The sequence below is a fragment of the Parasulfitobacter algicola genome (assembly GCF_013315265.1).
GTDB lineage: Bacteria > Pseudomonadota > Alphaproteobacteria > Rhodobacterales > Rhodobacteraceae > Parasulfitobacter > Parasulfitobacter algicola.
The window spans coordinates 1-16,606 of record NZ_JABUFE010000027.1; the positions used below are offsets into that span (position 1 = coordinate 1).

The 16,606-nt window shown below is 54.6% G+C and carries 7 protein-coding genes and 1 pseudogene; 1 reads left to right on the forward strand and 7 read right to left on the reverse strand.

The window, feature by feature from the left end; genetic code table 11:
* Window positions 1-679: 679 nt before the first annotated feature.
* The gene (locus tag HRQ87_RS19470; RefSeq protein ID WP_174140122.1) at window positions 680-985 is read right to left on the reverse strand and encodes a TIGR00366 family protein; all 306 of its coding nucleotides are present in this window, start codon (window positions 983-985) and stop codon (window positions 680-682) included.
* 442 nt (window positions 986-1,427) lie between these two features.
* Entirely contained in the window at window positions 1,428-1,871 is a 444-nt protein-coding gene (locus HRQ87_RS19475) for a DUF2750 domain-containing protein (RefSeq protein WP_174140116.1), read from the reverse strand.
* 463 nt (window positions 1,872-2,334) lie between these two features.
* Here HRQ87_RS19475 and HRQ87_RS20080 point away from each other — a divergent pair.
* Window positions 2,335-2,484 (forward strand): annotated as a pseudogene (locus tag HRQ87_RS20080) (IS3 family transposase); the annotation flags it as partial.
* A gap of 86 nt (window positions 2,485-2,570) precedes the next feature.
* Here HRQ87_RS20080 and HRQ87_RS19480 read toward each other — a convergent pair.
* The 5 genes from HRQ87_RS19480 to HRQ87_RS19500 form a co-directional block, all read right to left on the reverse strand.
* A complete protein-coding gene (locus tag HRQ87_RS19480; protein ID WP_174140117.1) occupies window positions 2,571-3,182 on the reverse strand; it encodes a hypothetical protein in 612 nt (203 codons plus the stop codon).
* Window positions 3,183-3,908: a polymorphic toxin-type HINT domain-containing protein gene (locus tag HRQ87_RS19485; protein WP_174140118.1), complete on the reverse strand. Its 726-nt coding sequence runs from the start codon at window positions 3,906-3,908 to the stop codon at window positions 3,183-3,185.
* A gap of 412 nt (window positions 3,909-4,320) precedes the next feature.
* Complete coding sequence (locus tag HRQ87_RS19490) at window positions 4,321-14,265, reverse strand: PKD domain-containing protein (RefSeq protein ID WP_174140119.1); 9,945 nt, start codon at window positions 14,263-14,265, stop codon at window positions 4,321-4,323.
* A gap of 395 nt (window positions 14,266-14,660) precedes the next feature.
* Window positions 14,661-15,374 (reverse strand): hypothetical protein, encoded by a 714-nt coding sequence (locus tag HRQ87_RS19495; RefSeq protein ID WP_174140120.1) that lies wholly within the window; start codon window positions 15,372-15,374, stop codon window positions 14,661-14,663.
* Window positions 15,375-15,376: 2 nt separating this feature from the next.
* A complete protein-coding gene (locus HRQ87_RS19500; RefSeq protein WP_174140121.1) occupies window positions 15,377-16,504 on the reverse strand; it encodes a zinc-dependent metalloprotease family protein in 1,128 nt (375 codons plus the stop codon).
* Window positions 16,505-16,606 lie beyond the last annotated feature (102 nt).

Consider the following 16,606-nt stretch of genomic DNA (forward strand, 5'->3'; position numbering starts at 1 on the left):
ATGCCCCCAACCAATAAGGGAATTGAATCAGCCGTTAGGTCATCAATCAAGCAGGAGTTTTTCAACGAAATAAGCCCATGGTGCCAGATCGTCAGATCTGCTTTGGGCTGGGGGCTGTCTGCCCCCGGCCTAACGGCCTCCCACGAGGATTATGCGTAGAGTATTGCCCTCATTCTCTTCTCTGAGAAGATGAGGGTGGTCGGTTTCCTTGATGGCCATCGGGGAAACTGGTGGCGGGCGGGCCTCCCCGAGGAATGACCCGATCTGCGGTCGCAAAATATCTTGCCACCCGCCACATCAGTCCGGCCATCCGAACGGTAGACGAGCCTTGCCAAACTGACGATTGCAGACCTTCGTTGCGACGGCTGCGAATTGGAAAGATGCGGGACAAAGCCGCCTTGTGCAAATGCAGCGTTTGCTCGCGCAGAAAGCCTTGGAATATGCAGTAGCAACTTGCTGCGATGCGGCACTTTTCGCCGATACTGCCGTTCAGTCTCATTGTCAAATGCCAAATGTGAACTGCATCGTCGCTGGAAAATGCAAGAACCGGCGAAGCGGAGGACCTCGTTTATCTCGTAAATCCCGACGGCTTACGTTCCCGTCGACATTCATTCCCAATCGAAGCGTCGAGAGCTTTCAGAAGTTCGAAGACACCTTTAGAACTTGGAGCTGTTGAGGATTACGGCAGAAGCATCAGACCCGGGATCAGGACCAATCCACTGACAAGCAACACTATCACGCAGAACCCCATGATGTCCCGGGCCGACAAACCTGCCACGGCAAGGGCTGGAAGTGCCCAGAATGGTTGAATCATGTTCGTCCATGCATCACCCCATGCAACCGCCATGATGACACGTGCTTCGTCCGCGCCCAGAGCCTGTGCCGCAGGCATAATAATCGGACCCTGAATCGCCCATTGTCCGCCGCCCGATGGCATGAGCACATTCACCACTGCGGCCGACAGGAACGCAAGCAGCGGAAGCAGTGTGGCGTTGCCTGTATCTGGAGTTGCATCTGGATCATCACTAGGCGGGTTATCTGGACCATCACATCGTGCCTATGCGCAACATGCGTGACCGTCGCCCCGTCAATTCCGACCGATGAAACGATCACCAGCTTGTCATCATCATTCCAGCGCCGCCGACGCTCAACACCCAAAACCTCACCCCGCATGACATCCTCCGCATAAGACACGTCACTAACGACGTCGCTATCCACGTGTCTTAACGCATCACGCCAAAATCAGGCAGGCGGTGCCAATCGGGCGGTTACTCATGACAGCAGTCACCGGCGACACGAGGCTCTGCCCCGTCTCCTCATCCCGCGCCACGACCAGATCACCCTCGCGCAGGGTCTCAATTTGCGGAGGGATTACTGGTATATTTCTACGAAAGCATCTAGTACTGCAATTTGACCAATATAGAACTCTACGTAATTAGAGACTTAGCAAATAACTTCCAATGGTTTTCTAATTCATCAGCTAATTCACTTGGTAACATGGTAAAAGAAGATTGTCCTAATACTGGAAAAGTAGAAATTCGGTATTTAGCCTGTTGTAGGGCAGGCAAAACATCATCTAGCCAATCATCAAGCGGAATAGGTACACATCGCCATCCTTTCTTAGCTTTATGATCAAGGAAATTCTTAGAAAACTCTTCATTAGGCCAGATGGGAATAATATCGCAGCATTGAGCACCATCATACCAACCTGCAGGCTGATTATCAGGAGCTAGAAGTGTCCAAGCTTCTTCTTGACCGCAGAATTCGTCGAGAAGATATACAAACCGGTCATCAGATGATTTATCTTCCAATGAAACTACCTCGGTTTGACTGATCTTGCCTCTTTGTTTTCTTCGTTCGGTGTCAGTCATGGATAGTTTCATTTTTCGATCAGACATATTCCGAAATGTCATTAACGCCACCTTGTGTCATTGCCTGTGATACCCGGCCTACGACGATTGTCACATGTCAATTCTGGACGTGATGTATCATCATGAGAACTCCTATTAGTTGGATGATGCCCCTGATCATAACCGGGTGGCAACCTCCATTTCGATGGTGTAATACCACGATTTGCTTGTTGTCTTAACCAGCCACGAAGGAAGCACGGCTGTTTTGGGTCGTTCAGCAGTGATCTCCACCAACTCGCCGGGGGACGGCTTCCATTATGCCCCCACGCCTCTAACTCGCCTGCAAAATACGTATGCGGGCCTTCGATTTCGAGGTTATGGACGATCTGAGCAGTTTGATCAACTTCCGCCGCCAGTACTGTCAACACCTGCAGATCCTTGTCGCGGATTTGGTCTCCGGGGGTGACCTCACCCGCCGGCAGCCAACCCTCGGCGCTATCACGAAAGCCTGCAGAACCTCACACCCGCCGACGTCTACTTCGGACGCGGTCAGGCCATCCTGAAACAACGAGAAAGGATCAAACGAAAGACCATCGAAACGCGACGCTTGCTTCACCGCAAATCCGCCGCATAATCAAACCAACCAGATGTGCCAGACCCTCTCTTAGATCACGCCGCCATCTGGCCCAAAAACTCTGACGACGGACAATATTGGTCGTTCTAGATAAGCTTCCGCTCCAACTGAGATCGTGTCACAATTCTTTGGTAGTCATTCGCATCAGGATTCACCAAGAAACATCCAAACTTTTTATCTATACAGTTTAAGACAGATAGGGTTAGTTTGATTTTTGTAACAGCGACCGGAGAGGTGTTTTCCAACTGCTCAATTGCTTCCAAATCAGACCAAAACGCGATCATCTCATATCCCGACTGTGAGTACATTTTTCCAATCTCACCGTTGTCTTTCTGCAAGGTATAAAAATCAACGTCAAAGAATTGATCTTCGAAATCGGCAAGCCCAAGCATCCATTTTGCACCGGCAGGTATAAACTTTGCCTTTTTATTGTCGACAGGATTGAATTCCCAGTATTCGTTATCCACAAATCTTGCCTGAGCATTCGCTCCAAGGTTCGCTAAATGTGTTCTAGCCAAATTACCATCCAAGACATGGCGTAGTTCGATTACAGTCAGTTTGTTCATATTTAATTCTGCCGATGAAATAACACCACAACCACAGCATGTACTAAGGTAGCCATCATCGTTTTCTATTTTTATCGCCTCTTTTCCAGCAGCGACGTGTTTACAGCTAAGCACTGTTCGGTTGTCTGACATTTAGAACGGCTCTCTGTTTGATGGCGGCTTTCCGGCATCTCTGTTTCCATGGCGCGAGTTACAACGCACACAATAACACTTATTCCCCGATGTTGCATTATCAGAAGATCTCCCGGTCGACTGAGCAGGGTTGTGTTCGAATGAAAATTTGTCGCCATGTGGTATTCCAGGCGTGCCTGGTGGTGGAACTGCTCGTCCACAGCACTCGCAGCGTCCGCGCGCGCGCCACCAAATAATGTGATCAATCATTTTGTTTCGAGCATTGTGCCCCCAAACCTCTAGTTCTCCAGCAAAATAAGTTTGAGGACCATCGATCTCTAGATTATGAACGATCCGTGGAGTTTGATCAGCTTCCGCTGCCAGTACGGTCAGGACCTGCAGATTCTTGTCGCGGATTTGGTCTCCGGGGGTGACCTCACCCGCCGGCAGCCAACCCTCGCCCACCGCAAACAGGGGGTGCTCAGCCGTGACGCCAAGGCGTGAGACCTGACCAGAACCATCCTCAAGCGTCAGCCACAGCATATCCGTCGCCTGACGTTTCATGACAGCAGTTACCGGCGACACAAGGCTCTGCCCCGTCTCCTCATCCCGCGCCACAACCAGATCGCCCTCGCGCAAACGTGCATCATTATATCCAAATCCGAAGCCAATGCCAAAATGCGAGAAGGGATTATTTTTTAGATCAGCCGGTACATCACATCTACTAATATATCGACCTGTATCCATGTCGTAAGGTTGTAGCTTTCCACCACCGCCGGTTTTGTAGCCAACTTTATTTCCGTGCCTTGACGTGAATTACAAAAACAGCATTGTCCTTGTAACTTTCGCTTATATCGAAACGATCATTATTCACATTCGATTTTTTCGATTGCCCAAGCATCATGGGCGGGGAAAAAATATCCCATATATCCTGGTTTAACTGTTCCTAGCTTAGAAAGATGAGGGAAGTGCTCGATCAGATGACTGATATGAGACCAAGTTATGTCTAAGCCGGCTAACATATCATGATCTGAGTCACACATAAAACTGAGAGTGCCATCATTTGCGTGATAGACGCATTGTAATATGGCTTCACCTGAAATGACATGATGACATACAAGCACGGGAGTATTCACGTCAATCTTTTTAATCCAGCACATTATCTTAGTCCGTTAAAATGTTTCCACCATTCCATTGGCGTCATATTGCTCTTGTTAAGATTACAAGCCCGACAGCACCCTCGCAGATTGAACTCATCTGTTAAACCACCGTGCGAGTGCGAAAGAAAATGATCGGCAACTTGGCTTGGCGCGCCACAATATACGCAGTTTGGATCACGACTCAAAACTGTATTAAGCAGCGATCCACGCGCACATCTTTTAGGATCGCGAGAAGACCTCGGAACCGCAGGTAAATTTGATTTACCCGCATTATGCCCCCAAGCCTCCAGCTCACCGGAAAAATATGTATGCGGGCCTTCGATTTCCAGATTATGCACGATCTGTGGTGATGCATCAGACTCGGCTGCCAGTACTGTCAACACCTGCAGATCCTTGTCGCGGATTTGGTCTCCGGGGGTGACATCGCCCGCGGGCAGCCAGCCTGCGCCCACCGCAAACAGGGGGTGCTCAGCCGTGACGCCAAGGCGTGAGACCTGACCAGAACCATCCTCAAGCGTCAGCCACAGCACATCCGTCGCCTGACGTTTCATGACAGCAGTCACCGGCGACACGAGGCTCTGCCCCGTCTCCTCATCCCGCGCCACAACCAGATCGCCCTCGCGCAGGGTCTCAATCGCCACCAGACCAGAAGGTGTCAAAACCTCGGTCCCACGCACAAAAGATGATCCTTCACTAGCTGCGCCTAAGGCGGCACCAATCAGGGCACCGGCTGCACCTCCACCCCTATTTCGACATGAACAGCGATCTCTCGGCGCAACAACGCGTGTTCGGCAGTTTGGCCCACTAGCAAACCTGGCACGTGAAACATCACGACCCAAAGCCATATTTCGAGCTATCCCACTAATAGCAGTCGCAACCTTGTTTGCTAAGCATCGCGTCGCTTTTCCAATCGGACGGAACGCACTCCGGCCCATGCGGACGACATTCGCGGTCAGCCCAGCCCATTCAGCGGCCATTGACCCGCCCGCAGTGCGGCCCTTGCGCTGGCCCTTCAGCCCCGACGGATCGGTCCAGTTGGCGGGGTCGTTCCAGACGTAGGCGTATAGGTTCGTGTCTCCGGCGGCGAAGCCAAGGGGGTCGGACTGCAGGAACCGGCCCACATAGGGGTCGTAGTGCCGCGCGCGGAAGTAGTAGAGGCCTGTCTCGGCATCATATTCCCGCCCTGTGAAACCGATATCCTGCGTGACGCCAGAGACCGTCTGTTCACGCTGACCGAAGGCATCGTATTTATAGCGCGCCACCAAGCCGCCCGTCGCCTGGTCGGTCACAGCAATGACCGATCCCTGACGATCCGCGTGCAGGTTATAGGCCGTCCCTGCCCCCGCAGTGATATCGCCTGTATATTCCTCATAGGCGATGGGTTCATCGACATTCTGGCCGTGCAGCCAGCGTTTGGTCAGGACACCGTCTGTGAAGTCCAACAAGCGGTCATGGCCAGTGATGTCATAAAGACTGCCGATGTCATAGACATAAGCCGTCGTCACACCGTCAATGGTCTTGGCGATCCGGCGTCCGAACGCGTCGTAAGCATAGCTGACGTCCAGACCGTCGGTTGCACTAACCGCGATCAGCTGGTTCATCGAGTTGTATATATAGGTCTCGACCCGGCCATCCGATTTGCGTGTCCGTCCGGTTCTGTTGCCCTTTTCATCATAGGCATAGATATATTCGGCGTCCTCCAGCAAACGGTTGTGGGCATCGACGGTGTATGTCCCGCTGATGTGGCTGGATGTGCGGTTGCCCGTTTCGTCATAGGCATAATCCTCGGCGGGCAGTGGCGTTCCGCCGTCTTCTGTCGGCACACCTTCTGACACCATCAGCAGGCGATTTGCAGCGTCATATGTCAGTGTTTCACTGGCATTCGGGTTTTCCAGATCACGCTCAATACGCAGGGCACCATCGGCAGCATAGGCGTACCCCGACCGCGCGACAGGCGTGCTGTTCATCAGGTGTTCAAGACTGGTCAGCCGGTCAAAATCATACCCGCTGAACGTCTGGCGCCCTGTTGTGTTAGCCAGTTCAAGACGACGTCCAGCGGGGTCATAATCCATAGAATGCGTATCACCCCAGGGTGCCACGATACTTTCAACCCGGCTCTTTTCGTCGAAGTTATAGCTCCAGACACCACCAAAGTTATCGGTGACCGTCTGGCGCTGACTGAGATTGTCGTAGGTATAATTCAGCAACGTTTCGGGTTGCAGCCCCACAGTCCCATTTGTCGCGACCGAAGCCAGGCGATTGCGATTGTCATAGGTCATCGACATTTCGCTGTCATCATCTGACACTGTGATCAGATTGCCCTGCGCATCATAGGCATACCGCATAACATTATCAGGTGTCGTCACACTCAGACGTCTGGACAGGCCATCGTATGTCGCGGTTTCAATCGAGCCATTCTCACGCGTGATCTGGATCAGGTTATCGCGCTTGTCGAATACAGTTTGAATGGTCTGCCCAATCGGGTTGGTGCGGCCAATACGACGTTCAAGTATGTCATAATCGAAGTTCGTAACGTTGTTCCGACCATCAATGACCTGGATCAGATTGTCTGACACATCATAAACAAAGGACGAAATGTTACCGACACGATCGGTCACCTTTGTTGTGCGCCCGACAATATCGTATTCGTAAGTTACAGTATACCCCTCGGCATCCGTCTCAGCCGTCATTTCACCGGCAAAGTTGTATTCGAATGTTGTTGTTCCAAAACCGGGAATGATCTCGGACACCAGTTGGTTCATGTCATCGAAAACATATTCCGTGCGCAGGCCAGTTTCGTCGATCACCGCAACCAGATTACCGATGCCGTCATATTCGTAGAACATCTTGCCATCGATCGAGATACCGACCGCATCTACCACTTCCTCAGAAATAATCTGATCCATGTCGTCGAATTCACGGATCAAACTACGCTGCAATGGCGTCGCTTCAGCTTGAATCTGTTGGATAATATTTCCAAAGTCATCATAGACACTGCGGTTAACCGTGCCATCTGGTAGAACAACCGCCTCCACATTGAACCGATCATTGTAGAAATATTGCGTGACATTCCCACGCTTATCCGTCGCGGTCTCCATCAGACCAAAGACATTGTAGGTATAGGTCTCGTCAAAACCTTCGGCATCGACAACTCGAATAAGCTCGCCGAATTCGTCGTATTCATAGGTCATCACAAATCCGTCGAAGTCAGTCACACGGGATATCTGATTGAAATCGGGTTCGTATTCATAGCGCTGTTCACGCTCAAGCACCGTACCGACCGCCATGCGCATGACGGTTATATTACCAAGTGCGTCATACTCCATCTCATCGACACGGGTCGGCAGAGCTGCAATATCATCAGGTGTTGTGGCCTGCGCATAGGCTATCCCGCCAAACAGACCCCGGGTATCCAGCATGGCCTGCTGTTCGGCGTCATTCTCGGTCGGGCGAATAACCTCAATCGCCAGATTATCCTCATTCCGCGTTATGATCGTGTATCGGCCCAGTGGATCAATGGTTTCGATCACGGCGCCAAATTCATTGACCTTCACGCCACTGACACCACCCTTATCGTCTGTGTGGAACGTGACGCGTTTGTCGGGCTGCACGTACTGAAGCGGTTGCGGCGTGTTATTCAGATCTGCAATACCAATGGACGAGGCCGCCTCGGTTTTGATCGACGATCCATTCGGATAAAGCGTCCCTTCATACTTACCGATGGATGAATACTGATGCTCGGTGGTGTTCCCACGCTGATCTGTAACGGCGACCAGACGACCATCTGAGTCGTACCGATACCGTATGTTCTCACCATCAGGCTCTGTGACTTCAGTCAGCGTTCCTTCTGCGTCGTCGTAGGTGAACAGGGTTTCGCGGCCGTCGGGATATGTGACTGAAGTGAGGCGGCCGATGGGGTCGTAGGTGAATTGGGTGACACCGCCGACCTGGTCGGTGATGGTGTCCAACCGCCCGTCGGGGCCGTAGGCGAACTCACGGCGATTGCCTTGGGGGTCGACCTCGGCGGTTTGCAGGCCGTTGGCGTCAAATTCGATGATGTTGCCATCTTTGTAGCGTCTCTGCCAGGTGCCGTCAGGGAGTTTGGTCAGGGTCGAAAACTCCCCCGCACCTGATCGGAATTCGCCGGTGTCTGAGGGTTTGGAGAAATGGACAGTGACTGAAAACCGTTGAACAGAAATCGCATCAAGGCTGCCATCGCCATTTATGTCAGCAAAGACTGGCGCTCCGAATGGGTAATCTACAAAACCGGTTTCAAAGGGAGCAAAGCCGCCATTGCCATCACCTGCATAGACAGCGACGCCACTGCCGACAGTCATGATGATGTCCAGAATACCGTCTCCGTTTGCATCATCCATGACAAAAGCATTCGACAAATAGTCGGGTAGACCATCCCCATCTTCATCTGGTGTTGGATCATTAAGCTGCTCATCACTTGGCGGCGGCTTGGGAAGAGTCACCGCAGATTCAACAAAACTGCGGCCGGAGTCATTTAAAAATATTCTGATTTCATTGGGTGTAGAAATAATGGCATCCAAATATCCATCCTGATTGAGATCTATCAGATTGAACAACTTACCAATAGTGCGGTGATTTCGCCCACCCAATTGTGATAGAACAGGTGTGAAGTTACGATTGCCTTCGTTGAACAGAAAGCTGACGCCTTCTCTTGTTCTGAAAGCAACATCAATCCGGCCATCACCGTCGATATCATCTGCTGCAACCTGAAGGCCTATGTCATTGGCAACTGTCTGAATGTTATCGGCACCAAGCTGATTATCACCTCCATAATCAATTCGAATGTAGGCATCACGGAAAAAGAAGAACTGCCACAATGCGGCATAGATAATATCTTCATTCCCATCTTCATCAACATCGACAATATCCAAAGCCAAAGGTTGATGACTAAATATGCCTTCAGCCTCTGTCAGATATTTGAAATTTTCCGAAAACAGTCCCAGTCCTTGGTTTTCGACGAAGCCATATCCGTTTTCGAACTGCAATGTATAGGCAATGTCTGGTCCATTATCATCAGTCAGTTGACCAGATGCAATCGCAGTCAAATTCGGGAAGATAGAATCGTTAGGGTCCTCTGATACATCATTTGGGTCAGCAACAACGACTGGTTCATCCAATCGCAGATCACGGTTTCCAAAATTGGAAATAATCCCAATACTACCCGTGCCACTTTCTGAAAATGCAATGTCTGGCTGACCATCTGAATTAAAATCAGCTACAACAGAGTTCATTGGCCCCAGTGCTGGAAACACCAGCGGTTCGTCTTCGAACTCTGTCAGGGTTGGTTTTGGATCGAATGTTGCGATGGTGTCGTTGTCGATGATGGCGACGGATCCGTCGGGGTTTTGGACCAGTTCTTGCAGCCCGTCGATGGACCAGCCTTTGCCGTAGGGGCTGTCGGTTTCGTTTTGTACGTACAATTCACCCTGATGGCTGGCGCCAACGGATGAACAGGCATAGTTCGCCCGCGTGGTAAAAGTATAGGGATAACGGCCCGAGGGCAGGCCGGTGGCATCCACCGGCGTTGACTGGCGCAGGGTCAGCTCTTCGCCGACCAGCGCAGGCGTGCTGCCATCGGCGCCTTCGCGCGGGGTCCATTGCACCAGATCACTGATCGCCAGACCGCCGATATCCAGATTTGTATCCAGGGTCACAGGCAGTGACGCATCGGCCGCAATCGTCACGTCACCGGCCACGATCACCGTGGGATCGGCGGCGGTGGAATGATAGCTCAGCGCCACCTGCTGGTCGCGGTTGAACGACCGGTAGCCGGGCAGCGCATAGGTCTGCGACATGTCGCCCTCAAACACCGTCAGGCTGCGGTTGCCCGTGGGCTGATCATCCGAGGGCCGGCTGACAGGCGCTTGCGGCAGGAAGGTAAACAGGCCCCCTGCCCCGGTCAGCGTCGCACTGACCGTCGTGGCGCCCGCATCGACAGACCCACGCGCCGACGGACGGAACCGCCCGGTGTTCGTGCCCACCTGCCACAGCGACAGCCGTGCGCCTTCGGGCAGCGCATCGACATTGGGCGCTGTGATCTGAATGCCTTGGGTAAAGACTGCCCCTGGTGCGTCCAGCGCATAGATGCGGCAGGCCTGTACCGTATCGGGCATGCTGGCGGGCTGGAACAACTCTGGCAGGGACCCCAGACAGACTTCGCCTGTATAGGCCGCCCCGGCGCTGTCCTGCACGGTATCCGCGGCGATGGTCACCGTCACACCGGACTGCACCCCGTTCAGCACCGTATCCTGCCCCGCGACCACGGTCGCACAGCCATCATTCAGCGGCGTCAGCAGGAAGTCAGGCGCCAGGTCCCGTTCCTGATTGGCGGTGATCCGGATGGCCCGGTTCACCCCGATATAGCCACCGGGGCCGCCATCGGCACTCGGTTCGATAAAGACGCGGTCGCGCCCCTCGGCCAGGCTGCCAAAACGGAACCGGCCCTCGGCATCGGTCATATCCATCAGCGCGCTGTCGGCCAGACGCACCGGCATCCCCGCCAGCGGCGTTTCCACCCCATTGGCAAAATCCACCGCATCCAGCACGCGGCCAAAGACCGCCGTGTCGCTGGCCGTGCCGGGCACCACATCGATGGTCAGCACCGCCTCATCGGTCAGAACCCCGTCCGACACACCCACCGTGAACTGATACTGCCCCTCCTGCCCCGTCTCGGGGCGGAAGCGGATCGCGCCGGTATTGGCGTCAAAGCTGACACCCGTGGGCAGCGGCAGCGGCGTGGCATAGAACGTCAGCACATCGCCATCGGCATCGCTGGCCGTCAGGTCCAGCACGAACTCCAGCCCCAGTTCCACCGTGTAAAGATCCCGCACAGGGCCCAGAACCGGCGCCGTGTTGCCCGGCACCACGCTCAGCGCCAGCACCTCGGTCACCGTGTCGATGCCATCGCTGACTGTGACCTCGATCGTGTAATCGCCCGCGTCCTGGCTGACAAAGCCGTATTGGCCCGGGGCCACCTCGGCAAAGGCAAAATCAGCGCCTGTGGGGGCAGAGGTAACCTCAAAGACAAAACTCAGGACATCCCCATCGGGGTCCGTCGACCCGGTCGCATCGATCAGCGTCTCAACGCCAGCCTCCAGCGTATCGGGGCCGCTGATCAACACCACTGGGGCCCGGTTCGGCACGCTCAGGCTGACAACGGCCTGATCCGAGCTCAGCTCAAAATCCGACACCACCAGGCCAAAGCTATAGGCCCCGCGCAGATCGGGCGTGAAGCTGGCCGTGGGGCCAAAGGGATCGGGGATCGTGGCTGTGCTGCCCGCAGGCGCACTGACAATCGTCCAGCTGTAGCTCAGCGCATTGCCGTCAGGGTCAAAGGATCCGGTGCCATCCAGCGTGGCCACCTGGCCCACAAAGACCTGATCCGGACCCGTGGCCACCGCCACCGGGGCGCTGTTTGTCACCTCAAGCAGGATCACCGCCGGGGTCGCCCGCAGGCTGCCATCCTCGGCCGTCAGCTGGATCAGGTAAATCCCCGCCCGGTCCGCCGTGAACGACAGACTGTCACCGGTCACAACCGGCGCGCCATTGGCAGGATCAACCTGCGCCGCACTGCCCTGGGGCCGATAGAGCAGCGACCAGCTGTGGCTTAACGCATCGCCATTGATATCACTGGCATAATCCGCGGCATTCAAATCAACGGGCACACCGGCCTCGGCCTCAATCCGGCCGGCCCCCTGAACCACAGGGCGCAGATTGCCCGATCCGATAAAGACAGCCTCCGGCCGCGCCACCCCATTGCCATCCGCCGCAATCAGCTGCGCCACACCGGCATAGGGGGCAGCCGTCTGCGGATCGCCCGGTTGCAGAACCTCAAGCGTCCAGATCGCGGATGTCGCATCGCCCGTCAGCGTCACCGCCCGGTCGACATCGCCCACCAGACCGGTCAGCGCCCAGTCATAGCGTGCATCGGCCCCCACAGACGACAGACCGCCATCCAGCGTCACAAAGCCAAACGCGGGTGCGGCCAGATCAGGCCCGGCCACCGCCACCGGCAGACCCTCGGGCACCCGGATCAGCGCCGTGGCGGGGGTGGAGGCCCCTGCCCCATCGCGCACCACCAGCTGCACCACATAATCGCCCGCCACATCCGGCGTCAGACCGGCAAAGGGCAAACCAGGGTCGGTGATCGCCGCCAGGCTGGCCTGGGGCGCATGGATCAGCGTCCACTCATAGCTTAGAAGATCGCCGTTGAAGTCATAACTCTGGCTGCCATCCAGCGCCACTGGGGTCCCCAGGGCTGCAGCGTTCGCAGCGCCCGCCGCAATCCGGGCCATAGGGCGCACAGGCGCGTCCGCCTGCGTCGTCACCAGCACCGTGTCAAACCGCGTCCGCAGACCATCGCTGACCGCAACCCGCGCCAGATAGTCGCCCGCCACATCCGGGCTTAGTGTGCCCAGACCTTCGCCCGCAGGTATGATCATTGTCGCGCTGCCCACAGGTGCCACAGTCAAACCGATCTGCGCGTGCAGCGGATCACCATCAATATCCGTGCTGCCATGGGGGTCCAGCGTGCCCGCCGCGCCAACCGGCAAAATCAACTGATCAAACCGCGCATCGGCCAAAGGCTCGGCCTGCCGCGTGAACGCACCTTCGTAAAAATCAATGCTGCGCTCTTTCAGCTGACGCCGTGACAGGTTGTTGCCTACAATGTTCTGCAAGGTGATCGACCCGCGACCCACACCAAAATCAAGCGTAAAATCGCGCACATCCGTATTTGGCGAAATCAGCGCATCGGTCAGACGATCTCCGTCAAACTCAATAAAGCTGACAAAATCCAGAAAATCCCGCGTCGACGACAGACTATAATCCCGACCATTAAAGGTAAATGTCAGCGTATCAAACGTGTTTTCATTCCCGCCATTCACATCAAAACTCGGGATCAGAATATCCAGCGCAGGCCCACTCGATACATCCCCAAGCGCAAATGTCACTCGGTCCGACCCGTCATTGGGCAGCGTCTGATCATAGGACGACAACCAGATATCGGTGTTACCGCCTGGTGTGAACGTCACGTCATAACACGCCACACCAGACGTCAGACCCCCCGCATCCTGCACCGTCAGACCAAAGCTGTAATCACCCTCGGAATCCAGCGCCACATCCACCAGCGGACCCGCAACCCCCGCCAGCGACAGTGCGCTGCCATCCGGGGCTGCCTCAACCGACCAGACATAGCTGATCGCATCGCCATTCACATCAAAACTGTCAGAGCCATCCAGCGTCAGATCGCCCGTATTGGGAAGACCCCGCCCCTGCAGGCGCGCAACAGGCCGCAGATTGTCTGTACCCGCCTCAACCGTCACGCTGAACGCAGGATCAGAAGATCCATCCGCCAGCAAATCCAGAACCGCAACATAGGTTCCTGGCACATCCGGCGTGAACTCCGGCCGCAACACATCCACATCGCTCAGATCGGCCACACTCGTATCAGGCCGGCCCTCCCACCGCCACTGCGGACGCAAACCTGTCTGATCCGTTAAAATCGCGCCCGTCGCATCTAGCAGTGCCCCCTGCCCTACTGACACAGGCAACGTAACCGTCTGCGCAGAACATGCGCTGACTGTCCCGCACTGACCCAGATGATAACACGCATCAAACGCCTGAGATCCAGACGCCTTCGTCCGGCTCTCTCCACTGACACTAAACTCCGCAATATACGTCCCCGCGCCCGCGCCCGCCACAACCAAACGCCCCGGCGCAACCGTAAACACCGCCTCAAACCCGCCGCCATATTTCCGAAGCGTCACATCCTGCGCCGCACCCCCATCATTCTGCAAACGCCAATACGTCACACCGTCATCACGAAGACCCAAACTCGTCAAATTATCAGCGGACGCAAAGGATGTAGAGAGAAAAAAAGATATCAGGAAAAAGTGCAGAAAACGCATGACGCTCAAATCCATTCTAAAGTAAAAAGGATGGTCTAAAATTGTAAATTTTAACAATGTTCAAAAAGAACTCAAAGTGAACAAAACTAAACTATTACGAGATCAACCTTTAGATTTATCTCAACAAGCAATTGCCGATATGGTTGAAAAACGTCAAGTGCCCTTAACCAAAAATGCGATAAACAATAAAACCCGATTGTCATCAAAACAGAAACACAGCCGTCTGATTTACATTAAAATAACAGAAAATCTAAAATCAAACTCTCTTTGTGCAACCCACTCAGAACGGGACTGTTGCATTAACCTGGCGTGTCAGCGAGATCTTTGCTTTTGAGGTTCGCCATGCCACGCAAATGCATCGGGTTTTCCATCGCTTGTGCCAGGGTTTCGTGAAATTACTTCCCAAGGACTTGCGTGTTTACGTGATAAAGCTCGGCAGCGTTAGGCCCGCTGCCGGGGCCATTCACACCCAAACCAGCGCGTTCATCCTCTTTGTACCGTTCGGCAACGGCCCAGACTTCGGACGGACTGCGCTGTTCCCGATGCAGCACGATCGCGATGTCCAGCAGGCCCGAAAAGACGTTGAGGAACCTGTCCAGATCTGGAAACAAACTTTCAAGTGTCGTTGCGAACTTTTCGTATCCCCTCCGGTCACCCCGAATGATCAGATATCGCGCATGACTGAACGCTGCATCGGTTTGGTCCGTAATCGGCGTCTCGATCATGCGGGCATCGAGCATAGGGGCAATTTCGATATCAAAGAGGGCGGCCGTCGTGAAATACTGCGTATGCAAAGCCGGATCGAACGGGATGATTGCGTAAGCCCGGTTGATCGCATCGGTGAGCGGCGGTCGGTAGGATTGCGGCAGGGAACTGGCTGTTTCCAGAAAAACTTGTCTCACATCGGGCGGTGTGCCCGCGCGGATGCTGTAGGCCAGGTAACCTGTATATGCGGACATGCAGGCAAAGGCATTTTGCTGCCACAATACGCTGTAGACGTCATAGGCCGACTCCCCGAAGTCAGCACCTGACAAATCAGCTGCCTGCGTCTGCTGCACGACTTCGGGCGCACAGGATTGCTGCATCAGGTCTAGATAGGCTTCAATCATGGTTAGCTCCTTTTGCACTTCACCCATTGAAGGTAGCGCACTTGCTTGCGACGGTTGGCGCGCGCGGACAGGCTGCCCTTGTAGCCCATCAGGTTCCATGGATCATCCATCAGGACATTGCGCACATCATCCCAAAGCCAGTTTGGCAGAATGTTGTCACCCTCTTCCAACCGGTCCAGTTGCCAATCGGGAAACTGATCGGCGGTCGAATTGTGCTTGGGGTGCTCAAGCCCCAGCAGATGTCCCAATTCATGCGCGAGTGTGTTGTAGCTGCCCTGTGTATGTGAATCGAAAAAGGCCCATCCGGGGCCGGGGCTGCCGATGCCCTTCGAGACTATCCCCAGTGTTTTGTCTGCGAAATGCGGATCGAGATAATAATAGAGCCTGTAGCGGAATGTAAGGTTGGATGAGGCCGTTTGCGCCGCCGTGTCTAAAGCGTTCAAGATCGACGTGTTGCTTCGGTAAAATGCGTGCTCCGACCCAACCGTTACTGTGTCGGCATCCCTGACTCGAAAGGTCAGCATGTTTTGCCGGTACACGTCATTGATATAGCTCTGTGAATCTGCCGCCACATAGCTGGCCGCGGTGGATTCCGGTGACACGATGGTGGCAACGTCAACAGTGATCGTCGCAGGCTGCGCACACCAGATCCGGTAGTATCCCCGCATTTTGCCGTCGCACATTACCTTCAAAAAGCCCTCGCCGACCTGCTTGCCCTCAATCGTAAAGGCAACACCACTTGCGTTAGGCTTGGTGCTGACGACATCTGCAAGTGCGGGGGGATCGACTTCGTAGCTGCAATTGGCCAGGCAGTCGACTGTGTAAGTCCCGCCGAAACCAATCTCGACCGTTGCTTGCCGGCCAAATCCGACAGAGACCCATTTCGATCCATCCCTTGGTTCGCTTGATGTATCGATCTGCACGTTGCCTGGCGATGAATTCCAATAGGCATCCGTCGAGATATTCGCAGGCAAGGTTGTTGTTGTATCAAAGCCGAAATAGCGTGTTCGCGCGCCATGTATTCTAAAAAATGTCGCGGTGTCCGGGCAGCATACTGCCGTTGCCGTGACAGGTCCGGTGAGCGCGCCGGTCGGCGTTGTCGCAGTTGGAACAGAACCCGGCCCGGTCATAAGGTCAACCTAACGATAGGTCTTAAACCCGATGTGGTGGATAGCTCCTGCTCCAACCGGCGTCACAATGCGCCATAGTGCAGTTGTGTATCACTGCTAGGA

Coding starts and splice junctions, on each gene's coding strand:
- HRQ87_RS19490 (WP_174140119.1), bottom strand. CDS start 14,265: ATGCGTTTTCTGCACTTTTTCCTGATATCTTTTTTTCTCTCTACATCC.
- HRQ87_RS19495 (WP_174140120.1), bottom strand. CDS start 15,374: ATGATTGAAGCCTATCTAGACCTGATGCAGCAATCCTGTGCGCCCGAA.
- HRQ87_RS19475 (WP_174140116.1), bottom strand. CDS start 1,871: ATGACTGACACCGAACGAAGAAAACAAAGAGGCAAGATCAGTCAAACC.
- HRQ87_RS19485 (WP_174140118.1), bottom strand. CDS start 3,908: ATGGATACAGGTCGATATATTAGTAGATGTGATGTACCGGCTGATCTA.
- HRQ87_RS19500 (WP_174140121.1), bottom strand. CDS start 16,504: ATGACCGGGCCGGGTTCTGTTCCAACTGCGACAACGCCGACCGGCGCG.
- HRQ87_RS19480 (WP_174140117.1), bottom strand. CDS start 3,182: ATGTCAGACAACCGAACAGTGCTTAGCTGTAAACACGTCGCTGCTGGA.